Source organism: Caenibius tardaugens NBRC 16725, assembly GCF_003860345.1.
GTDB classification, from domain to species: domain Bacteria; phylum Pseudomonadota; class Alphaproteobacteria; order Sphingomonadales; family Sphingomonadaceae; genus Caenibius; species Caenibius tardaugens.
In genome coordinates, this window is record NZ_CP034179.1 from 1361452 (window position 1) to 1384035 (window position 22584).

Annotated in this window: 20 protein-coding genes; 11 read left to right on the forward strand and 9 right to left on the reverse strand. The window is 61.6% G+C overall.

What is annotated here, in order from left to right; genetic code table 11:
- The first annotated feature begins 2 nt into the window (after positions 1 to 2).
- Complete coding sequence (locus EGO55_RS06145; protein ID WP_021690942.1) at positions 3 to 1154, forward strand: acetyl-CoA acetyltransferase; 1152 nt, start codon at positions 3 to 5, stop codon at positions 1152 to 1154.
- A 74-nt stretch (positions 1155 to 1228) separates the two neighbouring features.
- Here the strand turns inward: EGO55_RS06145 and EGO55_RS06150 are convergent, their stop codons facing one another.
- Positions 1229 to 1693, reverse strand: a complete 465-nt coding sequence (locus EGO55_RS06150) for a VOC family protein (protein ID WP_052023723.1) — start codon at positions 1691 to 1693, stop codon at positions 1229 to 1231.
- Between the two features lie 50 nt (positions 1694 to 1743).
- Here EGO55_RS06150 and EGO55_RS06155 point away from each other — a divergent pair, with 50 nt between their 5' ends.
- The 5 genes from EGO55_RS06155 (at position 1744) to EGO55_RS06175 (ending at position 5844) form a co-directional block, all read left to right on the forward strand.
- On the forward strand, positions 1744 to 2514 hold the full coding sequence (locus EGO55_RS06155) for an enoyl-CoA hydratase/isomerase family protein (RefSeq protein ID WP_021690940.1): 771 nt from the start codon (positions 1744 to 1746) through the stop codon (positions 2512 to 2514).
- A 279-nt stretch (positions 2515 to 2793) separates the two neighbouring features.
- Positions 2794 to 4020, forward strand: a complete 1227-nt coding sequence (locus EGO55_RS06160) for an aromatic ring-hydroxylating oxygenase subunit alpha (RefSeq protein ID WP_021690939.1) — start codon at positions 2794 to 2796, stop codon at positions 4018 to 4020.
- Between the two features lie 29 nt (positions 4021 to 4049).
- Complete coding sequence (locus EGO55_RS06165) at positions 4050 to 4865, forward strand: SDR family oxidoreductase (RefSeq protein ID WP_021690938.1); 816 nt, start codon at positions 4050 to 4052, stop codon at positions 4863 to 4865.
- Positions 4862 to 5347: a VOC family protein gene (locus tag EGO55_RS06170; RefSeq protein WP_021690937.1), complete on the forward strand. Its 486-nt coding sequence runs from the start codon at positions 4862 to 4864 to the stop codon at positions 5345 to 5347. The genes EGO55_RS06165 and EGO55_RS06170 overlap by 4 nt, the downstream gene beginning before the upstream one ends.
- A complete protein-coding gene (locus EGO55_RS06175; RefSeq protein WP_021690936.1) occupies positions 5344 to 5844 on the forward strand; it encodes a MaoC/PaaZ C-terminal domain-containing protein in 501 nt (166 codons plus the stop codon). The genes EGO55_RS06170 and EGO55_RS06175 overlap by 4 nt, the downstream gene beginning before the upstream one ends.
- A gap of 21 nt (positions 5845 to 5865) precedes the next feature.
- Here EGO55_RS06175 and EGO55_RS06180 read toward each other — a convergent pair whose 3' ends face one another.
- The 6 genes from EGO55_RS06180 to EGO55_RS06205 all read right to left on the reverse strand — a co-directional run bounded on the left by EGO55_RS06180 (position 5866) and on the right by EGO55_RS06205 (position 13256).
- The gene (locus tag EGO55_RS06180; protein WP_021690935.1) at positions 5866 to 7287 is read right to left on the reverse strand and encodes a dihydrolipoamide acetyltransferase family protein; all 1422 of its coding nucleotides are present in this window, start codon (positions 7285 to 7287) and stop codon (positions 5866 to 5868) included.
- A 14-nt stretch (positions 7288 to 7301) separates the two neighbouring features.
- The gene (locus tag EGO55_RS06185; RefSeq protein WP_021690934.1) at positions 7302 to 8312 is read right to left on the reverse strand and encodes an alpha-ketoacid dehydrogenase subunit beta; all 1011 of its coding nucleotides are present in this window, start codon (positions 8310 to 8312) and stop codon (positions 7302 to 7304) included.
- Positions 8313 to 8331: 19 nt separating this feature from the next.
- Complete coding sequence (locus EGO55_RS06190) at positions 8332 to 9306, reverse strand: thiamine pyrophosphate-dependent dehydrogenase E1 component subunit alpha (protein WP_021690933.1); 975 nt, start codon at positions 9304 to 9306, stop codon at positions 8332 to 8334.
- Between the two features lie 38 nt (positions 9307 to 9344).
- Positions 9345 to 10712: an aromatic ring-hydroxylating oxygenase subunit alpha gene (locus tag EGO55_RS06195; protein WP_021690932.1), complete on the reverse strand. Its 1368-nt coding sequence runs from the start codon at positions 10710 to 10712 to the stop codon at positions 9345 to 9347.
- Positions 10712 to 11473 (reverse strand): SDR family NAD(P)-dependent oxidoreductase, encoded by a 762-nt coding sequence (locus EGO55_RS06200; RefSeq protein WP_021690931.1) that lies wholly within the window; start codon positions 11471 to 11473, stop codon positions 10712 to 10714. The genes EGO55_RS06195 and EGO55_RS06200 overlap by 1 nt, the downstream gene beginning before the upstream one ends.
- Before the next feature lie 145 nt (positions 11474 to 11618).
- On the reverse strand, positions 11619 to 13256 hold the full coding sequence (locus tag EGO55_RS06205; RefSeq protein WP_021690930.1) for a class I adenylate-forming enzyme family protein: 1638 nt from the start codon (positions 13254 to 13256) through the stop codon (positions 11619 to 11621).
- 278 nt (positions 13257 to 13534) lie between these two features.
- Here EGO55_RS06205 and EGO55_RS06210 point away from each other — a divergent pair, with 278 nt between their 5' ends.
- From EGO55_RS06210 to EGO55_RS06220, 3 genes are all read left to right on the forward strand, one after another.
- Positions 13535 to 14185 carry a TetR/AcrR family transcriptional regulator gene (locus tag EGO55_RS06210; protein WP_021690929.1) on the forward strand — a complete coding sequence of 217 codons (651 nt, stop codon included), beginning with the start codon at positions 13535 to 13537 and terminating at the stop codon, positions 14183 to 14185.
- Positions 14186 to 14344: 159 nt separating this feature from the next.
- Positions 14345 to 15259, forward strand: a complete 915-nt coding sequence (locus EGO55_RS06215; protein WP_040716369.1) for an SDR family oxidoreductase — start codon at positions 14345 to 14347, stop codon at positions 15257 to 15259.
- 37 nt (positions 15260 to 15296) lie between these two features.
- Positions 15297 to 16055 carry an SDR family oxidoreductase gene (locus tag EGO55_RS06220; RefSeq protein ID WP_021690927.1) on the forward strand — a complete coding sequence of 253 codons (759 nt, stop codon included), beginning with the start codon at positions 15297 to 15299 and terminating at the stop codon, positions 16053 to 16055.
- Between the two features lie 27 nt (positions 16056 to 16082).
- Here EGO55_RS06220 and EGO55_RS06225 read toward each other — a convergent pair whose 3' ends face one another.
- Together EGO55_RS06225 and EGO55_RS06230 are read right to left on the reverse strand one after the other, a co-directional pair.
- Positions 16083 to 17429, reverse strand: a complete 1347-nt coding sequence (locus EGO55_RS06225) for an aromatic ring-hydroxylating oxygenase subunit alpha (RefSeq protein ID WP_021690926.1) — start codon at positions 17427 to 17429, stop codon at positions 16083 to 16085.
- On the reverse strand, positions 17429 to 18796 hold the full coding sequence (locus EGO55_RS06230) for an aromatic ring-hydroxylating oxygenase subunit alpha (RefSeq protein ID WP_021690925.1): 1368 nt from the start codon (positions 18794 to 18796) through the stop codon (positions 17429 to 17431). The genes EGO55_RS06225 and EGO55_RS06230 overlap by 1 nt, the downstream gene beginning before the upstream one ends.
- Positions 18797 to 19157: 361 nt before the next feature.
- Between EGO55_RS06230 and EGO55_RS06235 the strand changes: the two genes are divergently transcribed.
- Positions 19158 to 20915 (forward strand): N-acyl-D-amino-acid deacylase family protein, encoded by a 1758-nt coding sequence (locus tag EGO55_RS06235; RefSeq protein WP_021690924.1) that lies wholly within the window; start codon positions 19158 to 19160, stop codon positions 20913 to 20915.
- A 221-nt stretch (positions 20916 to 21136) separates the two neighbouring features.
- Positions 21137 to 22579 carry a cardiolipin synthase gene (cls, locus tag EGO55_RS06240; RefSeq protein ID WP_021690923.1) on the forward strand — a complete coding sequence of 481 codons (1443 nt, stop codon included), beginning with the start codon at positions 21137 to 21139 and terminating at the stop codon, positions 22577 to 22579.
- Positions 22580 to 22584 lie beyond the last annotated feature (5 nt).

Consider the following 22584-nt stretch of genomic DNA (forward strand, 5'->3'; position numbering starts at 1 on the left):
CCATGGGTGATCTGTTTCCACGCGGGAAAACCGCCATCGCGGGACTGGCCACATACGGCATTGGCGAAATGCCGGGATACAGTTCGCTGGAACTCACCGCGCAAGCCGCGCTGCGCGCGCTGGCCGACGCAGGCCTGACCCTGCCGGATGTGGACGCCCTGTATGTCTGCCAGCCGGACGATTTCTTTGCGGGGCTTTCCTTGGCCGAATATCTTGGCATCCACCCCCGCTATACCGACAACAACCGCACGGGCGGCTCTGCCTTCATGAGTCATATGGCCAGCGCCGCACTGGCATTGCAGGCAGGCTATATCGACTGTGCCCTGATCGCCTATGGCTCCAACCAGCGGAGCAACGGCGGCAAGCTGGCCACCCGGATCACCAGCAATGTCTGGGATGCGCCTTATGCGCCGCTGTTTCCGCTGACATCCTATGCGCTGGCGACAGCGCGGCACATGCATGCATTCGGCACGACGCGCGAAGATCTCGCCGCTGTTGCGCTTGCGGCGCGGGCCTGGGCCAACACCAATCCCGAAGCGTTCGCCCGAGGCCCCCTGACGCTGGAGGACTGCCTTGCCGCTCGCATGATCAGCACCCCGATTTCGGTGCGCGATTGCTGTCTGGTGACGGACGGCGCCGCCGCGATCGTCATGACGCGCACCGATCGGGCGCGCGATCTGGCGCAAGCGCCGGTGCCGGTTCTGGGCGCAGCGGCCGCCACATGGTGGAACGCGATCACGCAGGCGCCCGATATCACCGTGACGGCGGCCAGCGAATCCGGCCCGCGCGCGATGGCCATGGCCGGGGTTGCCCCGGCGGATATCCAGACCGTGCAGCTCTATGACGCGTTCACGATCAACACGATCCTGTTTCTGGAAGACCTCGGCTTCTGCCCCAAAGGCGAAGGTGGGCGCTTCGTCAGCAGCGGCGCCATCGCGCCGGGCGGCAGCTTGCCGGTCAATACCAACGGCGGCGGCCTGTCCTACTGCCATCCGGGCATGTACGGCCTGTTTGCGATCATCGAGGCCGCACGGCAGATACGCGGGCAGGCGGCCAACCAACTCCCCGGAATCGATCTCGCTCTGGCGCATGGAAACGGCGGCACGCTGTCGAGCCAGGCTACGGTCATTCTGGGAAGCATGGCCACGGTATAGGCGGGGTCATGATCCCGCCCGGCCCCCACCCCGCCCCCCGCTCCACACCAGCGGGGCAAGGGCCTGTCAGCCGTTCAGGCCACGCCGCCGATCCAGCTTTCGATCATCGGCCGGAGCGGTTCACCCACCAGTTCGACCACCGGGCCGTTATCGCGCACCAGATAAGCCATCTGACCATAGCGATGTTCGGGCGAAGCCCCCGCAAGGATCAAGCGCCAACCTTGCGCCAGAAGCGCCTCCACCTCCGCCCCGACATCGTCCACCCAAACGCCAAGATGCGCGCGCGACACCGCCAGCAACGGTTCATAGGCACAACCCGGCACCATTTCGATCAGTTCGAAATGCACCGGCCCCTGCCGGGAATAAGTCACCGTCAATTGCGCCTCGGCCCAGCCTTCGCCCGGGAGCCATACGCGCAGCGGATCGAATGGCCGCAAATCGGCCCAATCGAGACCCAGATCGCGGCTCAGGCCATCCATGGCCGCGCGAACGTCCGGCACAATAAGCCCGTGATGAAAGACCTTCAGTATTGCGTTCAATGTACCGACTCCGAAACGGCAAGTGATAAATTCCAAAGGAGAGAAGCGCGATGTCCGGCCTGATAGTGGAACGCCATGGCGCCGTTTGCCAGTTGACGATCGACCGCCCGCATGCGCGCAACGCGCTGGATGCCGCGACATCGCAGGCGCTTGATCAGGCGATCACCGAAGCGGAAGCCGACACCACGATCGGCGCCATCGTCCTCACCGGTACGGGCGACAGGGCCTTCTGTTCGGGCATGGACCTGAAAGAGGCGGAACGCATCGGTGCCGGCCATGGCCTTATCCCGGGGCGCGGTTTTGGCGGCATAACCGAGCGCAAACGCACCAAGCCGCTGATCGCCGCAGTCAACGGCACGGCGGTTGCAGGCGGGCTGGAGATCGTGCTGGCCTGCGACATGGTCTTTGCCGCCGATCACGCGCTGATGGGGCTCAGCGAAGTCAAACGCGGCCTGTTTGCCTTCGCCGGGGGGATTCAGCGTCTCGCGCTGCAGGTTCCGCGCGCCACCGCGCTTGCCCTCATCATGACAGGCGAACCCCTGCCCGCACGCCGGTTTTACGAACTGGGGCTGGTGACGGAAATCGTCACGTCCGACCAGTTGCTCGACCGCACGCTCAGCGTCACGCAGGCCATGCTTGAAAACAGTTGGCAGGCGATCCGCAATGGCCGCGATCTGTATGAAATGGCGACCGGCATGGACATTGCCCAGGCGCTTGCTGTCGGCAATGTGTGGGGCCGGGCCACGTTGAACCATGCGGACAGCCGCGAAGGGATTGCCGCCTTCGCGCAGAATCGCCCTGCCAGCTTCCCGCAAGGCTGACCGGTCAGAGCGCCATACCGTGCAGTGGCAACGCCCAAAGGCGTCCTTTCGCATCGTGACTGCCGCCCGTTCACCGTCTCCGGTCCATGCGCCTGCAACTATCGTGATGGCAGCGGAAATCACGGAAACTCCGGGCTCAAAATTCCAATCACAGTTGACTGTTTAAGCCTAGGAACGATAAAATCACAAGCATCACTTCGCAAGAATCAAACATTCTTGTATGTTTTTATCGTGGGCTTCCGGAATGCCTTCCGATCACGCCCGCAGGGAGAGAAGACGATGCTTGATCCGGTGGCAGATCAACGGCCCGAAAACGATTTTGCGCGCATGGATTACGAGCGTGATCGCAAGGGGCCGCCCGAAGGCTTCCCCAATCTCCCCGACATCCCCGGCAGCCGCTACGTCGATCCGGAATTCCTGCGCATGGAAAAGGAACTGATGTGGGACAAGGCCTGGCTCTATGCCGGACATACCGACCAGCTTCCCAATCCCGGATCGTGGTTCGTCACCCGCAATCCCGGGGCGCCGATCATCGTCGCCCGTAATCTCGAAGGGGAAATCAAGGCCTTCTACAACACCTGCCAGCATCGCGGGGCGCCGCTCGTCAAGGAAGAGGCGGGGGAAAGCCGGGGCTTCGTCTGCGGCTATCACGGGTGGAGCTACACCCTGGATGGCAAACTGACATCGGTGCGCGACAAACGCGATTTCGTCGATCTCGATTTTTCGTGCCGTTCGCTGATCTCTGTCCGCTGCGAATTGCTGGGTTCGCTGATTTTCATCAATCAGGACCCGGAAGCCCAGCCGCTGATAGAGCATATCGGGCCGATGGCGGCCCAGCTCGAACAGTTCGAACTGGACACGCTGCGTCTCGTGGACAGCCGCAGTTACGATGTCGAGTGCAACGTGAAAGTGCTGCTCGATGCCTTTCTCGAAGTCTATCACCTCAAATCGATCCATATCGATACGGTCGATCGCTTCCTCGATCATCGCGCGATGATCGTAACCCTCTGGCCACATGGTCACAGCCGTATGGCCACGCCCAACCGCAGGCCCGACTGGGTCGATCCCGGCACTGTCGGCATGCCGGAAATCCCTTCGATCACCGACTTCCCGGCCAAGAACAACGTGAGCTACCAGATCTATCCCAACTTCGTGATGCCCCCTGCCCCGACCGGCATACCGATCCTGCAATTCTGGCCACTGGGTCCCAAACGCGCACGGGTGGTGTCAAGCTGGCTGGCGCCGCAGCACGATCCCGAAAACCCGCACCCCTTGTGGGAAAAGCGCCTGAGCAACTGGGAACGTATCCTGTACGAGGATCTGCAATTTGCCCCGCAGATTCAGGAATCGCTCGAAAGCCCCGGGTTCCGGAGCATGCCGCTCAACTATCAGGAACGCCGCATCTATCACTGGCACGAGGAACTGGACCGGCGCATCGGGCTGAACCGCGTGCCCGAACACGCCCGCGTGCAACAGGTGCTGGGCGATTGGGTGCAGCAGGATTGACGGGCCGAACCGGAAGGGAGAGCGACGGAATGGCAGACCTTTCAGGCAAAACCGCAGTCGTTATGGGCGCGGCGAACCGTGGCAATATGGCGCAAGTGATTGCGCGCAGGCTTGCGGAAGATGGCGCAAAAGTGATCGTGGCAGGCCGCCAACCGGAAGAGCTGGAACGGCTCGCGGCCGCAATCGATGGCGTGGCGGTAACCGGGTGCGACCTTACCGATGAGACTGATCTCGCCCGTCTGGGGCAGGTGGCGGTGGATGCTTTTGGCGGGGTGGATATTGCCGTCAACGCAACCGGGTGGGGCCTGCTGAAACCCTTTCTCGACACCACCAAGGCGGATATCGAACAGATGGCTGCACTGCAGTTCACCGGCGCGATCCTGTTCTATCAGGCGATGTTGCGGGTCATGCGCGATCACGGATCGCTGATCCAGATTTCGTCCGCCACCGCATCGATCATGCTGGAAGACCATGCTGCCTATATGGGTACCAAGGCCGGTGCGGATCACGTGATCCGGTGCATTGCCAACGAATTCGGGCATCGTGGCATTCGCGCCAATTCCGTCGCCCCCGGGTTTACGGTCACGCCGATGACGGAAAAGGCGTCACGGACCCCTGCCCTGATCGACACCTTTGCCCGGGAGTATCCTCTTGGCCGCGTGGGCACGAGCGAGGATATCGCCGAAGCGGTATCGTGGGTGGCCAGCGATGCCTGCTTCATGACCGGGCAGGTCCTGCAGGTGAATGGCGGCGTCACCTTGCGCCGCAACCCGACGAATGCCGAAATCGTGCATGCCGTCAAAGCTGCCCGCGCCGCAGCCCCCGGATCAGGAGCCACGCCATGATTGTGGGTGTTCATCACGTCGCGATCTCGACACCCGATCTCGACCGTTTCATCGCAACCTATCAGCAATGGTTCGGCTTTGAACCGGCCGGTGAAGGCGATTGGCAGCCCGGCAACGCGCGCATCGATGCCATGGTCGGCCTGCAAGACAGCGCGGCACGCTATGCCATGTTGCGGCGGGGGAACTTGCATCTCGAAGTGTTCGAATATGCCACCCACGATCCGCAGACCGTGCGCCCCCGGATGTGCGATTACGGAATCACCCATCTGTGTTTCTACTGCGACGATATCTTTGCCGACTATGAGCGCCTGAAGGGGCTGGGCATGGTATTCAACTGTCCGCCCGGTGGCGTGGGCGCAATGTGGGCGACCTACGGCCGCGATCACGATGGCAATGTCATCGAACTGCTTCAGATCGTCGATCGGGAAAGCCCCTTTGCCTTCGCCAACCTGCGCGTCCCCATGGCGAAGCCTGGGTCATGACCGACGCCCCCTTTACCCCGCGCGAACCCTTTCGGACCTTCGAGGATCTCGAAGTCGGCGAACAGCGCCGTTCCCGTTCCCGCACGATCACACAGGAAGAAATCCTGACCTTTGCCCGGACATACGATCCGCAGTGGTTCCACACCGATCCGGACAGCGCCGCCCAATCGGTGTTCGGGGAAGTGGTGGCCAGCGGCATTCATGTTCTGGCCCTGTGGCGGCAGCTCGATCACGAAATCAACTGGGACATCGATTTCGTCTGCGGGGTTGGCTGGGACGATCTGCGCCTGAAACGCGCCATCCGTGCTGGCGACACCATCCATGTGACGAGCGAGATCATCGATCTCACGCCGTCCCGCTCCCGTTCGGATCGCGGCACGGCCAAGACACGCTATGCCGTTATGCTGGAAGACGGGACCGAGGCGGTGACCTTCACCAGTATCAATCTCGTCTATACCCGCGCCGGGCGGCAACGATCGGCCGGCACCGCGCTCTGACCATCAGACCACGCACCGTCTTCAGAGCAGATGCGGCTGTTCGATCAGTGCGGCCAACGCTGCCATAAAACGCCCGCCATCGGCGCCGTCGATCGCACGATGATCGCATGACAGCGACAGATGCAGTACCGGCACGATCCGGATTGCCCCGTCATCGTCGACGGGTTCAGGACGCGCGGTTCCCACAGCCAGAATCGCGCCCTGCGGCGGATTGATAATCGCGTCAAACTGTTCGACCCCGAACCCGCCAAGATTGGAGATCGAGAAGCTCCCGCCAGTGAATTCCTCTGCTGTCAGCTTGCCACTGCGGGCGCGCTGGGCAAGGCTGGCCATCGTGGTGCTGATCTGCTCCAGCGAAAGCGTGTCGGCCCCGAACACGATCGGGGTGACCAGCCCTCTTTCCGTCGCCACGGCCACAGAAATATCGGCGGCGGCAAACTGGTGAATCGCATCGCCGTGGACCTGCACGTTCAAGGCGGGCACTTCCATCAGCGCCAGCGCCGCAGCACGCACGATATAGTCGTTGACGCTCGGCCGGTTGTTTCCGGCCATTGTCGCGCGCAGGGCCAGCAACCGGTCCGCACGCACGCGGCGGCGAATATAAAAATGCGGAATCTGCTGCTTGGACTCGGTCAGCCGCCGGGCAATCGTGCGCCGCATGGACGACATGGGCACGATCGCCACACTGCCCGCTACAGGCACGTCAACCGCCGGGGGCGCTGTTGCAGGGGCGTTCTGCGCCACCACGGCCAGCACGTCATCGCGCCGGACCTTGCCGCGCGCACCGGTGCCGGTAATCGCGGCCAGATCAAGGTCATGCAACAGGGCAAGGCGGCGCGCGATCGGCGTCGACAGCACAGTGCCCGGCCGGGTTGCGGGGAATACCCCGGTAAGCACCGGCTCCGCCTCGGGCCGGGCGGCCTGATGCACATCCTGCGCGAAAATCCGGCCCTTGCGGCCTGTGCCCGTTACCGTGGCGAGATCGACACCCAGCCGCTGCGCCTCTGCCAGCGCCACCGGGCTGACCGAAAGACCTTCGGGCACGGGCGGCGGCGCAGCCGCGACAGGCGTGTCCCCCGGCGCATCAGCAGTAGCAGGGGCATGCGCTGGTGGCACATTGTCGCCATCCGGTCCGAACCCCGCATCCGATGGACGGAATCCCGCAATCAGCGCGTCGATCTCTGCCGCGCTTGCCTCATCCCCGTCGCTCAGCACGGCCAGCAGCGCACCCACCGGATACGTCTGGCCCGCCTGTGCGACAATCCGCACGAACCGGCCATCGCGTTCCGCCTCGACCTCGTTGGTGATCTTGTCGGTTTCGATCAGCGTCAGCACGGTACCACGCGTGAACGGGGCATTTTCCGCCACCATCCACTCGGCAACAGTGCCCTCCGCCATCTCGATGCCCCACTTGGGCATGGTGAAAGGGGTGAGTCTGGCCATCGCCCAACGCTCCTTCAGCGGAACGCGAGGACGCGGCGCACCGCATCCTCCACATTCTGTGGTGACGGCACCCACGCCCGTTCAAGATTGCGGGCAAACGGGATCGGACTGTGCGGCGCGGTCACCATCACCGGCGGCGCCTTGAGACTGGTAAATGCCCGTTCGGCCACCATCGCGGCGATATCGGCGGCAAGGCTGCAACGGGGCGGGCTTTCATCGACGACCACCAGACGCCCCGTCTGTTCGACCGATTCCAGAATGGCATCCTCATCCAGGGGGCTGGTGGTGCGCAGATCCAGCAGATCCATGCCAATGCCTTCAGCCGCCAGTTTATCGGCCGCTTTTTCCGAAAAGCTGACCATGCGCCCGCAGGCCACCACGGTCACATCTCCGCCTTCGCGCACGACCCGCGCTTCGCCGAACCGCTGGCGGTAGTCGCCTTCGGGCACTTCGCCCTTTACCCCGTAAAGCGTCTTGTGTTCGAAGAACATCACCGGATCATCGCCGCGCAGCGCCTCGGTCAGCAGGCCCTTGGCATCGGCTGGCGTGGTCGGCAGCACGACTTTCAGGCCGGGCATCGCCGTCAGCATGGCATAGACCGACTGGCTGTGCTGCGCCGCTGTCTGCATGCCCGCGCCATAGACCAGCCGCACCACGGCGGGGCATTTCGTCTTGCCGCCGAACATGTAACGGAACTTGGCCATCTGGTTCCATATCTGGTCGAGGCTGACCCCGACGAAATCCGCGAACATCAGTTCCGCGACCGGGCGCTTGCCCGAAAGCGCCGCACCCGCCGCCGCGCCGATAATCGCGCTTTCGCTGATTGGCGTATCGATCACGCGTTCCGGGCCGAACTTGGCCCACAGGCCGGGGCTGGTGCCCCAGATGCCCCCGATCGCTTCGGGGCCACCCGCAGTGCCATTGCCGCCAACGACATCCTCCCCCAGCAGGATGATATCGGAATCACGCTCCATCTCGGCGTGCAGGGTCGAGACGATCGCCTCGCGGATATTCATGATGGCCATCTGCGTTTCCCCGCTGCTCTCAATAGTATTCGACGTAGACATCGTCGGCGACGGTCGCCGGATCGGGCAGATCATCGGCACGCGCTTCCGCCACGGCTTCGTCGATCAAGGCGAGCACTTCGGCATCGATCCGGTCGAGATCATCGTCGGCCAGCAGTGCGGCCCCCGTCACCGTGGCGCGAAAGGCTTTGAGGCAATCGCGTTCGTTGCGAATACGGTCGAGTTCGCCCTTCCCGCGATAACGCTGGGGATCGCCTTCGAAATGGCCGTAATAGCGTTCCGTATCGAGTTCGATGGCGGCCGGCCCATGGCCTGCGCGGACATAATCGAGCAGTTCTGCAAACGTGGCATAAGTGTCGAAGAAATCGCAGCCATTGGCGCGCCACGCCTTCATCCCGAACCCTTCGGCGCGGCTGGCGATATCCTTGCTGGTGCCAACGGCATAGGCATCGCCGGTATGTTCGGAATAGTGATTATTCTCAAATACGAAGATCGCCGGAACCTTGGTCACAACCGCCAGGTTCATCGCTTCGAATGTCGTGCCCTGATTGCACGCCCCGTCCCCCGAAAACGCCACACCCACGCGGCCCTTGCCCTGAAGCCGGGCGGCGATCGCGGCGCCCACCGCCTGCGGCGCACCGCCGCCGACAATGCCGTTCGCGCCCAGCATGCCGACATCGAGATCGGCGATATGCATCGACCCGCCGCGCCCCTTGCACAGGCCCCCGGCGCGGCCGTAAATCTCCTTCATCATCCCTTTCACATCGCAGCCTTTGGCGATGCAGTGGCCATGCCCGCGATGAGTGGACACGATCTTGTCCTCCACCGTCAGCTGGTCGCAAATGCCTACGGCCACCGCTTCCTGCCCCGCATAGAGATGCGTGAACCCCGCGATCTCGCCGGTCTTGATCTCTTCGTGCAGGCGTTCCTCGAATTCGCGGATGATCTTCATCCGGCGATAGGCGCCCAGCAGTTCATCGCGGTTCAGTTGCATGGCCGCTCTCCCCTTCGCGTTTTTACAGATCGCATCGTTTAAAGATCATCCGGGCCCTTGCCGCCGGGGCCGTAAATGTAATCGTCCAGAACCTTGTGGAAGTGCCGGATGCGCAGTTCCTGATCCCCGATCCACAGGCCGGGGAAATAGTCGGATTGCATGCCCTTCTGCACTGTCGGCAGGTTGAAGGCATCCTGATCGAGCACCTGCCCGATCGTCTTGTCGCCATGGGAAAAATGCTGGTGGCGCACCCGTTCGGGCCATTCCTCACCCTCGGCAACCAGTTCGAACAGCCAGATGTCATAATACATCTTGTTGGGATCGGTGGCGTGGGGGCGTTGGCGGAACAGCATCACGTCATCGGAATGCACATTGACCGAAATGTTCGGGAAGATCGTGTAGTGATAATCGTCCGTCAGCTGTTCGTCATTCAGCTCGGTATAGTCCTTGCCCTGCGCCGGGCCGTGTTCCCGCTTGAACAGCTGCACCGCGCGGCGGATATCGGCAATGCTCCCTTCGTATTCGGCAGGGTCCATCCCTGCATGAACCATGATCTCATGGATGGCAGGCGGTATCTGGCTTGGCATCGCCACGCGCGGGCTGATCGCCGCAAACGGGATCAGATACCGGTTATGCTTGCCATAACAGTCGATCTGGACGTTCACGTCATCGAGATACCATTTCAGCTGGGGATGAATGCCCTGCACATGATAGGTCTCGCTGAAGGCATCGACCGAAGCCTTCCAGTTGCAATCCCATTCGACCGTGATGTCCCGTTTCCAGGCCATCCGTTCCGGATGATAGGGTTCCAGATGGCGGCGCAGCGGATCGATGAAATCGTCGAACGGTTCCACATCGGGATCGAGAGAAAACCAGACAAAACTGTTCCATTCCACACAAGGCAGTGCCGTCAGCGCCATCCCCGGCGGGCCGCCCTGATGGAACGTGCAGAGATCGGGAATATGATCCAGCCGGCCATCGAGCCCGTAGGACCAATGGTGATACATGCACTGGAAGTGTTCGGCGTTGCCGCGGCCTTCCGGCCTCAGCCGGTTGCCGCGATGCAGGCAGATATTGGGAAAACAGCGCAGCGAACCATCCGCCTGACGGACGATAAGCACGGATTCCTTGCCAATTTCGGTGCAGATATAATCGCCGGGCGCGGGGATATCGTCAGCCCGGCCGCCCAGCAACCACACTTTGGTCCACACGCGATCCCATTCGAGCTGCATGAATTCCGGCGAAAAGTAGCGCGCAGCGGGGATCAGCGCAGTGCCCAGTTCAGGATCGGGGGCCTTCTCCACGGGCGTGCCGTTGCCGACGGTGTCCGGATCGACACGGAACACATCGACCACCCGCCGCACATCCATGGCGGCCGGGTCCCAGCCCATGATGTGCCGGTTCATCAGAAATGCGTCCGATTGGTGAAGCCCCCGTCCACCACCAGATGCGAACCATTGCACCAGCTGGCCGCGTCGCTGGCGAGGAAGACGATGGCCTTGGCCACTTCGTCGGGGCGGCCAAGGCGGCCTGACGGCTGCTGGCGAAGCTGGGCGTTGTAGAATTTCTCCATCGTGCCCTTGATCATATCCCAGTTGCCGCCTTCGAATTCGATCGGGCCGGGTGAAACGACATTGACGCGGATACCGTCCTTGCCGTGGGCCAGCGCCAATTGCTTGCCCCAGGTCACCAGACTGGCTTTCAGCGCGTTGTAAGGCTGCGGCCCGCCCATCGCCTCCAGCACGGAGGTCGTGGCGATCAGAACGATCGAACCGCGCTGCTGCTCCGTCATTGCCGGGATCACCGCATCGACCGCGCGCACCGCCCCCATGAGATCGGTTTCGAACGCGTTGTTCCAGTATTTCTCGCTGCCCAATCCGCCGCCCGCAGACGTGAACGGGACTAGAATATCGACCCCGTCGAGCGCATCGATCGCCCATTCGATCCAGGCCTTGTATTCTTCCGGATGGCGGACGTTGACCGGCTTGCCGACAATGCGGGTGCCGTATTTGCCCAGTTCTGCGACGGCATCCTTCACACTGTCTTCGCTGCGCGCGGTCAGCGCGATATCGCATCCTTCGCGGGCCAGCACTTCCGCAACCGCGAAACCAATGCCGCGTGCCGCGCCCACGAGAATCGCTTTCTTGCCCGCCAGTCCCAGATCCATCTTCCTGTCCCCTTTACTGTCGATCCGTCAGCGCAATCGAGAGACTCAACACCCGGCGGCCCTGCGTGATCGACCCTAGGCACCTTGATCATCCGGCCGCAATAAAAAAGCAATCGTGTCTGTCTTTTTTATTGCGTCATCCCGCTCACGACAGTTGCAGTTCCGCGATCAGATGATCACGCAAACGAAACTTCTGGATCTTCGAGGTCGACATCGGCCAGACATCGACAAAACGCACATGACGCGGCACCTTGAATGCCGCAATCTGACCCCGGCAATGTGCGATCAACTCCTGTTCGGTGGCCGTTTCGCCCTCTGCCAGTTCCACGAAGGCTGCGGGCACTTCGGCATAGCGCGCGTCGGGCAGCCCCACCACTTGCGCGAGCTTCACCGCCGGGTGGGTCTGCAGCATCGCTTCGATTTCGGCCGCCGCGACATTTTCCCCCCCGACTTTCAGCATGTCCTTGATCCGGCCATGGAACATCACGTTGCCATCGGCATCGATCGAACCGATATCGCCCGTATGGAACCAGCCGTCGCGGATCGCCTCGGCCGTTTTTTCGGGGGCGTTGTAATAGCCTTTCAGAATGTTCGGCCCGCCCAGCACCACTTCGCCCTGTTCGCCCGGCCCGCAATCCTTGCCCGTCACCGGATCGACAATGCGCACCGTCCATTCGTCAAGCGGCACGCCGCAGCGGCCCGTGCGCACCTCATAACTGTCGTCAAGACGACTGGTAGACACCGTGCCAGCCCCTTCGGTCAGCCCATAAGTCCCCACCTGGATGGTATGCGGCATGGCTTCGGCCACGGCGAGCTTGATCCATTCGGGCTGCACCGCGAAATTCGAATTCATGACCCGCAACCGTGACAGATCGGTATTCTTGAATGTCGGATGCGTGATCAGATCCTGCATGATCGTGACAAAACTGGGATAGGCGATGGTCGCGCCTTCCCGTCCCAGCATCGCCAGTCCCAGACCCGCATCGAAGCGCGGGATGGTCATATAGCTGCCGCCAAGATCGAGGATCATCGTCATCGGCAGGATACCGGCAATGTGAAAGATCGGCAGCGGAGACCAGACCTTGTCGTCCTGCGTGCATTCATAGCGCAGACCAAGATTGCGGCTGTTCGCCACTTGCGCACGATGGCTGATCATCGCGCCCTTGGGGTTGGCAGTGGTACCCGATGTGTAGAGAATCATCGCGGTATCCTGTGGAGACACGCCATCAATGCGCGCGTCGACGTCTTCCTCCGCCACCGCCTTGCCCGCGTCCAGCACGGCACCGGCGGGGATCAGGTACGCCTTGTTCTCGCTGTCGAGGCACACGACACCGCGCAGGCGCGGCGCTTCGGGCAAGGCCAGGTTGCGCGGATCGGATACCTGTTGCAGTGACGGCAGCGCCGATTCCAGACGTTCGCTGAAATCCAGTCCGTCCGCGAGCTTGCCGATCGTGATAACGGCCACAAGATCCGCATTGGCCACGACATAACCAAGTTCGCTGGCCTGATAACGGGCATTGATCGGAACAGCCACGCCGCCCGCCATGGTGATGCCATAGAATGCCGTAATGAACTCCACGCAGGTCGGCAGCAGCAGCCCCACATGGTCTCCGGGTTTGATGCCCATGGCCATCAGCGCCTTGGCCCAGTCGCGAGCCGCCCTGTTCAATTCCGCATAAGTCAGCCGACAATCGGGAAACACGATCGCATCACGGTCGCCGAACGATCGCGCCGATGATCGAATCATTTCGCCCATAGTGAGGATCGACTGTCCGTCGCCCATCGCCTGCTCTCCCGCGATTTCACCCTATAGCAAACCATCCGGACTGCGGCATGATCTGCATCAGCTTTGTTTGTGGCGAGTCTAGCGCGACAAATACAAAATACAATCAGTCATGTTTGTTTTATTATAGTCATACAGGCAATGGGTTTTCCCGCGTTGCGCCCCGCCGTCACGGCCAAAGCTGATATTTGTGGGCTGGCGCTTGCGCTAGGCACAAATATCAAGCTAAGCGCTTCCTGTTTTGCATTTCGTAAAACCGGTTCACTTCAGGCAAACGTATGGCCCTCTCCCGCTCGATTCGCACTGCCAAGCCCAGCCAGAGCAGAGGCACTGGCGGGACACTGCAAGCCGCCAAGGCAGCGCAGACACGCAGCCGGCTGATCGATGCGACAGTGCGTTGCCTGGTGAAATACGGATACGCCAACACCACCACACCGAAGGTCGCACAGGAAGCCGGGCTTTCGCGCGGCGCCATGATGCATCATTTTGAAAACGGCGCGGCCCTGATCAAGGCGACGATCATCGAATTGCACGAGAAGCGCTTGCGCGCGTTTCGCAATGCCGCCGAAAAGCCTGAACACGATGTCGATACGCTGGTCGAAACCTATTGGCGCCAGGTGCAGAAACCGGCCTTCATCGCTTTCCATGAACTGGCGGTCGCCGCCCGGACGGACAAAGATCTGGCCGCCATACTCGTGCCGCTGCAGGAAGAATTCCGCGAACGCTTCAACACACAGGCCGAAGGGCTGTTTCCGGAATGGCGCGCGGCGCCTGCAAAATTCGATCTGGCGATGAGCCTGTCACAAACCATACTCGAAGGCATGGCGATTGCGGTGCAGACCGGGGCGATGGATCGGGACAAGGTCCCCGCCATGTTGCAGCATCTCGAAGACCAGATCCGCATCCTGATGCCCCGCGATACAAACTGACTCCTACCGCGTTTTCGATGGCTGGCCGGACGCTACGTCACTTTAAAACAATCTTGTTTGTCTTTTTGAAAGACAGGGGTTACCGTACTTCCGGCACAGGACAAATCCCGATCCCGACCGACCCTTTGCCGCATATTTGCAAGGACCAGTCAGTTGACCATGCCGAAACCCTTCTCACCCAAAATCTTTCGCCCCGATGGCACGGAAACCGACCGGCCAGCCCGTGGGCTGGACGAAGAGGCCCTGCGCGCCCAGTCCACCGTCTATCGCGATGATGCGCTGGCCGGGCAGACGCTGCTGATCACAGGCGGGGGCAGCGGCATGGGCAAAGCGGCCGCGTTCCTCGCGTCACGGTTGGGGGCACAAGTCGCGATCTGCGGTCGCGATGCGGAAAAACTGCAGACCACCGTCGAACTGGTGCGCAGCGAAACCGGGCAGGAAGTGCTGGCCATACCGACGAACATTCGCGATCCCGACGCTGTTGAGGCACTGGTCCGACAAGTGCATGGTCATTTCGGCAAGATCGATACCGTGGTCAACAACGCCGGCGGCCAGTTCCCGCAGGACGCGATCGATTTCAGCCGCAAGGGATGGCTGGCGGTGATCGACACCAATCTCAACGGCACCTGGTGGATGATGCAGGAAGCCGCCAAGATCTGGCGCGAAACGGGCAAGCCCGGCAATATCATCAATATTGTCGCCAATGTCGAACGGGGCATGCCGCAGGCGGCCCACACCTGTGCCGCTCGCGCCGGGGTTATCTATCTGTCAAAAACGCTCGCGACCGAGTGGTCGCAATGGGGCATCCGGGTCAATTGCATCGGCCCCGGTGTCATCGAAACCGAAGGCTTCCGGATGTATCCGGAAGAAGCGCTCGCCCGATTCCACGAAGCCAACCCCATGAAAATACGGGGTAACGCATGGGATGTCGCGGAAGCAATCGCCTATCTCGCCTCTTCCGCGGCCCGTTTCATCAACGGCGATCTGATCATCCTGGATGGCGGTCAGGCCCAATGGGGCGTCGTCTGGCCTGCGGGCATGCCGGACTATTTTGATGAAGGCGGCGCGGCCTGAGGCACGGGCCAAAGAACACCAGACGGGAGAAAGAGGCATGGGCCGGGTCGAAGGCAAGGTTGCACTGGTTACTGGCGGCGGGTCTGGGCTTGGTGCCGCTGACTGCGAAATGCTGGCGCGCGAAGGGGCCACCGTGGTTGTCACGGATGTGCGGCTCGAACCGGCGCTGGCCGTGGCTGACCGGATCGGCAACGGCGCCCTTGCGATGACACTGGACGTTGCCGACGAAGCGCAATGGATCGCCGTGATGGAGGAGATCGCGGCCCGTTTCGGGCGGCTCGACGTGCTCGTCAACAACGCCGGGGTGGTGTTGAATGCCGATGTCGAGGAGACCAGCCTTGAACAGTTTCGCTGGGTCAGTTCGATCATGACCGATGGCGTGTTTCTCGGCTGCAAACATGCGATCCCGCTGATGAACCGTAATCAGGGGGGCTCCATCATCAATATGAGTTCCACCGGCGCGCTGCTGGGTTATCCGATTTTCTTCGCCTATTCCGCCGCCAAGGGCGCCGTGCGGGCGATGACCAAATCGGTGGCCGTGATGTGCCAGGAAAAAGGCTACAAGATCCGCTGCAACTCGGTCCACCCGGGTTCTATCGAAACGCCCATGGTGCAAAGCGCCGAAGGCCGCGTTGGCAACCCCAAACATATTCCAGACGGCGTCCTGCCGCCGGGCACGCCGGGGCACCCCAAGGATGTGGCGGCGCTTGTCCTGTTCCTTGCGTCGGACGAATCCCGTTTCGTCACCGGCGCGGAACTGGTCGTCGATAACGGGGTAACCATCCGCCCGTTCTGAGGCTCTACCGTTCTGATACGGGGGGCCTTACCGCTCCAGCCAGTGATCGAGTTCCGCATGGAAATGGCGCAACCGCGCCTCCTGTTCGCTCCACAGCGGCCCCTTGAAGCCGCGTGACCGCGCGCCAGCCTGCACAATTGGCAGAAGGTCCGAATCCTGATCGAGAACTTCGCCCAGACCGGGGGGCACGCCCAGTCCGGTGTGCATCACTTCGGGCCGCGTCGCGCCGGTCATATCGACATCCGCACCAAGCCCCATCCACCCCGGCGCGCCATAGCCGGGCGCATCCACATGCCGGTAAAGGATGGTGGTCTCATATGTGAAATTCTCGTGATTGTCGGCATCCGGTTTGAACCGGTGCAGGAACACCGCTTCGGGATGGCAGCCGATCTGCACATTGGGAAAGACCCCGAAAATGGTGCTGTCGGTCAATTGCGCATCGGAAAAGTGCGTATAATCCAGCCCTATGCGCGCCGCGCGCTCACGCTTGGCCTGGGCAATCGCGGCGCGGCTTTCCATCGCCGTGCCGGTGAACTGGTCGGGCGCAATCCCCGCATCGGCCAGCAACATGGCAATGCCGGAATTGATGGCCACCTGATCGGGGAAATGCGAATTCGGCTGCGCCATCGGCACGAACTGCCGCGACATGCCGCCCGGGAACAGATCGATATGCGTGCGATCGTCAATCAAACCCATCGTTTGCGGATGGATCGCGTGGAGATGATAGCTTTCGTAGAAAGCATCGATCCCGCCCTTCCAGTTGGCCGCCCAGTCCGAACGGCGGTGCTGGACCACATGCATCCGGTCGATCCCGTAGGTTTCCAGCATCGGCAGGATCGGCCCGAGATATTCGGCCAGCGAAGGGCCTTCTTCGGCCATGCAGAGGAACACCAGCCCCGCGGCTTCTTCCGCGCGAACGGAAGTCAGGTCCGTGCCATGGCAAAGGACTTCAGGCCGAAACGTTTCCGCATCGGTCACTTTCAGATTGCGCCCGTCGAGCCCAAACCGCCACGAATGAAACGGACAGGTGAAACTGTCCTGACTGCCCATGTCGCCCATGACCAGTCGACTGCCGCGATGCGGGCAGACGTTGTAATGGGCGGCTACGGTGCCATCGTCCTGCCGCACCACGATAAAGCTTTCCGGGCCGATATCGAATTTCACCCAGTCACCCGCCTCGGCAAGATCGCTTGCCGGCGCGGCGAGCAACCACGCCTGCGTAAACACCTTTTCCCATTCGCGCGCGAACTGGGCGGGTGCGGTATACCGCGACGGATCGGGCCGGGTAGTGCCGTTGTCGATCATGGGCGCGGCACGGTCAAACGGATGATCCGAACCCTTGTGGACGGCCCAACTGCGCGGATCGTAGTTCATCATTCTGCCCCTGCGGCCATCCGGCGATCCAGTTCGGCATGGAAATGGCGCAGGCGCGCCTCCTGTTCGCTCCACAATGGCCCCCGGAAACCCCGCGAACGCGCACCGGCCTGCACGATCGGCAGAAGGTCCGAATCCTGGTCCAGCACTTCGCCAAGACCCGGCGGTTCACCCAATCCGGTGTGGACGATATCGGGCCGCGTGTTCCCCGAAAGGTCGGTTCCCGCGCCCAACCCCATCCACGCCGGTGCGCTGTAACCGGGCGCATCAATGTGCCGGTACAGAATACAGGTGTCGTAAGTGAACTGATTGGGATCGCTGGCGTGCGGGAGGAACCGATGCAGGAAGATCGCTTCGGGATGGCAGCCGATCTGCACATTGGGGAACAGCGAATAGACCACGGAATCGCTCAACTGGCTGTCGCTGAACCGGGCATAGCCCAGCCCCAGTTCTTCCGATCGGCGCCGCTTGCCCTGTTGCACGGCCGCGCGCGTTTCCGCGGCCGTACCCGTGAAGCTGGCCGCATCGATACCGGCATCGGCCAACATCGCCTGTATACCCGGATTTACCGATACCTGATCGGGATAGCGCGCCGCAGGCTGCGCAAAGGGCACAAACTGGCGGGAAAGGCCGCCGGGCCACAGATCGATCTGGGTACGGTCATCCATCAGGCACTGGGTCTGCGGGTGCACGGCATGAAGATGGTAGATTTCGGCAAAGGCGTCGACACCACCCTTCCAGTTGGCGCCCCAGTCCGACCGGCGATGCTGCACAACATACATCTGATCGATGCCATAGAGCTCCAGTTGCGGCAGGATCGGCGCGAGCCACTGCTTCAGCGGCACGATATCCGGGTCCATCGCAATGAACGCCAGCCCCACCGCCACCTCGCATCGCACCGAGGTGAGATCATGGTCATGGCACAGCACTTCCGGACGGAACGTCTCGGCATCGGTAACGGACAGGTTCTGGCCATCAAGCCCGAATTTCCAGCTGTGGAACGGGCAGGTAAACCGGTCGAGCGAACCCATATCCCCGCTCACCAGCCGGCTGCCACGATGTGGGCAAACGTTGTAATGGGCGTGAATCGCCCCATCGTCGCCACGCACGACAATGAAGCTTTCCGGCCCGATCTCGAATGTGAAAAAGTCACCGGGCTCGGGAATATCCGACACCGGGCCAGCCAGCAGCCAGCTTTTCGCGAAGACCTTGTCCCATTCCTCGCGCATGAAATCGCGATCATAGTAGCGATGCGGATCGGGGCGTCCTGTGCCATTATCGATTGCTGGCACCACCCGGTCGTTGAACGGGTGCGCCGCGCCGACGTGAATGTTCCAGTCGTCGAAATCGATCTTTGTCATGACCATTCCTCTCCTCAGGGGAAACGGGCCGTCGAACTTTCCATCCGATCGATGCCTGCAGCCTGCTCTCATTGGACGAATCACGTCAGGGCAGAGCTTTATTAGAAAACAGTCATGATTGTTTTTCAAGTGTTCAAAGCGGGAGTTTTCCGCTGCATCGGGCGAAATGAAAGGCAAACCCACGAGGAGAGCGGATTGATCCCACGGCGGGGCGATAACCCGCCCCTGCGGCAGCATCGGCAGTCTGCGCCCCAGATGCGACCGACCGGAATTACCTTATGGATGGCACGGAATAATTTTATGCCATAATAAAATGGCTGAGCGATCTGCCGCGAGAGAATCGGCAGGGCATCACAAGGAGAGAACAATGGCCGATTATCTGATCAAGGGCGGCACTGTCGTGGACGGGACTCTTGCCCCCGCCTACGCTGCCGATGTGCGTGTCGAAAACGAACGAATTGTCGAAATCGGCAAGGATCTCGCCGCGCGGCCCGGTGAAGAGGTGTTTGACGCAACGGGCTGCTATGTCACCCCCGGCTTCATCGAATCGCATACGCATTACGATTCCACGATGTGGTGGCAACCCGATCTCGACCCGCTGCCCGGCTATGGCGCGACCACGATTGTGATGGGCAATTGCGGCTTCTCGCCCGCCCCGCTGTCGGACGACAAGGCCTCGCAGATGGAGATGATCAAGATCTTCTCGTTCTTCGAGGATATCCCGCTCGAACCGTTCGTGCAGCACCTGCCGTTCGATTGGCGCAAGTGGTCGGAATACAAGAAATCGATGGTCGAAAAGGTCAAACTGCCGCTCAACTACACGACTTACGCCGGCCATATCGCCATCCGCATTGCCGTGATGGGCCCCGAGGCGTGGGATCGCGTCTCCACCGCCGAAGAACGCGCCAAAATGGCCGAACTGCTGGACGATGCCATGCGCGCGGGTGCACTGGGCCTGTCCACCAACCTGCTCGATCATGACGGCGAAAATCGCCCGATCCCCACACTGGTGGCCGATGACGCGGAATTCGAGGCGCTGTTCGAGGTTCTGCAGCGTTATCCATCGGCAACTTTCCAATGCATCATCGATGTGGCGCTGATGCGCGACAACGGGGACCAGCAGGTCGAACGAATTTCCAAGCTGCTCAAAGGGCGTGGCATTCGCGTACAGTTTACCGGCGCCGCGCCGACATCGGAATACCAGACCTATCGCGTCGATCAGATGAAAGAACTGGTCGCGCGGCTGCGCAGCGAAGGGCTGGACGTTTGGCCGGGCTATGCCCACGTTCCACTGACCGCACAGGTCAGCATCTATCGTTCGCTGCTGTTTGCCCAGTCGAACGACTATGTCTGGCACGAAGCGGTTCTGGCCGAAGGCGATGCCGCCAAGGAAGCGGTGCTGCGCGATCCTGACTGGCGCGCACGCGCCCGCGAAAGCTGGGATACCAAGATCTACCCGCAATCGCCCATGGCCCAGCCGCATGCGCTGCTGCTGACCAAGGTCGGTTCGGAAAACGGCATGGGCGGCCCATTCGGGATCACGCTTAAGGACTATGCCGACGAACTGGGCGTTCATGCGTCCGACGCGGCGGCAGAATGGCTTTTGCGCAATGGGGTCAATTCGGCCATCCGTATGGCGCCGATGGCAATGAACGACAGCGCGGTGGTGGATCAGGTGATCGACCCCCAGTCGCTCGGCAATCTCAACGATTGCGGGGCCCATCTGCAGATGCTCTGCGGCAGCGGCGAGAACGTGATCTTCCTGACCAAATATGTGCGCGATCAGAAACTGATCTCGCTGGAACAGGCGATCCACACGATGACCGGCAAGATCGCCGAGCATTTCTATCTCGATGACATCGGTGCCATCAAACCGGGCAAGCGGGCCGATATCGTGGTGTTCGATATCAACGAGATCGAACAGCGCGACATGGAAAAGGTCTATGACGTGGAAGACGGCAAGGGCGGCATGATGTGGCGCTATACCCGGCCTGCTGCGCCGATGCGCCTGACCATGGTCAATGGCGTGCCTATTTTCCGCGATGGCGCCTATACCGGCGCAAAACCGGGCGAATATCTCGAAGCGCGCAACGAAGACGCACCGACCGCTTTGGCAGCGGAATAGAGCCAGCATAGCAGGAAAGCGGTACATCCCTGTCCGCTGATCGCTGCACAGGTCACGGGGGCCGGACACGAACCGGCCCCCGTGAACCTCAACAGACCCCCAAACATGGCACGCTTGCCTGACCGAACATTGGTCATAACTGACTGACACATCTGGGAAACAAAAATACATTCCGTATGTTACAGCGGGCGACTTGAGAGGCCCCGCTGTTCGAGGTGAGCATGGACATTGTGTCTGCTGTTTTTGTTGTTCTGCTCACCCTGATTCATCTCGCGGTGATCGCCCGGGCCATTCTGCTGGAAGAACGTGAACCTTATGCCCGCGCAGCATGGGTGCTCCTGCTGGCGCTGCTGCCCGTTGGTGGGGTGCTGCTCTATCTCCTGTTTGGCGAACCATGGATGTCGTCGAAAATCCACCGCCGGGCCAACCGGGTGTTCCGCATGCTCGAACGCACACTGCCGGTTCCAGACTATTCCGAGGAGCTTGAGGCGATCCCGGATCGCTTCCGCAATGCCTTCCGCACCTGCGAACACGTGGCCCAATGGCCGACGGCTTATGGCAATACCGCCCGCATCGCCCCGGATTCAAACGCGGCCATCGCCATGATGATCGCCGATATCGATCGTGCGGAGAAGACCGTCCATCTCTCGTTCTACATCTGGCTGAGCGATCACAACGGGCTGAAAATGGTCGATGCCATCTGCCGCGCCGCACAACGCGGGGTGACTTGCCGGATCGTGGCCGACGCAATTGGATCGCGGCAACTGATCCGCTCGCCATGGTGGCGGAAAATGGCGGCTTCCGGCGCCAAGCTCTGTGCCTCGCTCAAGGCGCCGCTGGGGCTGAGCCTGCTCTACGGGCACCGTATCGATCTGAGGAACCACCGCAAGATCGTGGTCATCGATGGCCGCGTGACTTATTGCGGGAGCCAGAATTGCGCCGATCCCGAATTTCTCGTCAAAAAGAAGTTCGCTCCGTGGGTGGATATCATGATCCGTTACGAAGGGCCGATCGCGCATCAGAACGAACTGATCTTCGTCTCCGTCTGGACGCTGGAAACGGGGGAGGACACCGCCAACTTCGTGGCCGAGCAAGCGCCACAGCCTGTCCCCGGCGGCCTCGAAGCCATCGCGGTCGGCACGGGGCCCTTGTCGTTCAAAGGGGCGATGACCAGCATTTTTACCGCTGTGCTGGCTGGCGCCGAACACTCGGCGGTGATCTCCACCCCCTATTTCGTGCCGGACCCACCGCTCGTTTCGGCCATCGCCGATTGCGCCCGGCGCGGGGTGGCCGTGCGCATCATCTTCCCCCATCGCAACGACAGCGGGCCGGTGGGCGCGATCAGCCGCGCCTACTATTCCACGCTGGCCAAGGCGGGGGTACGGATTTTCGAATACCGGGGCGGCCTGCTACACGCCAAGACGCTGGTGGTCGATGAAGCCATGGGGCTGGTCGGCTCCGCCAATATGGACCGGCGCAGCCTCGATCTCAATTTCGAGAACAACGTGCTGTTCCACTCACCCGATCTGGCGGCCGAAGTGGGCCGGCATCAGGATGCATGGCTGGCGGATTCCATCGAAATCAGCCGGTGGGATCTCCGGCACCGTTCGCTCGCCCGGCGGTTCATCGAAAACACGCTGACCATGGGCGGCGCGGTGTTTTGAGTAAC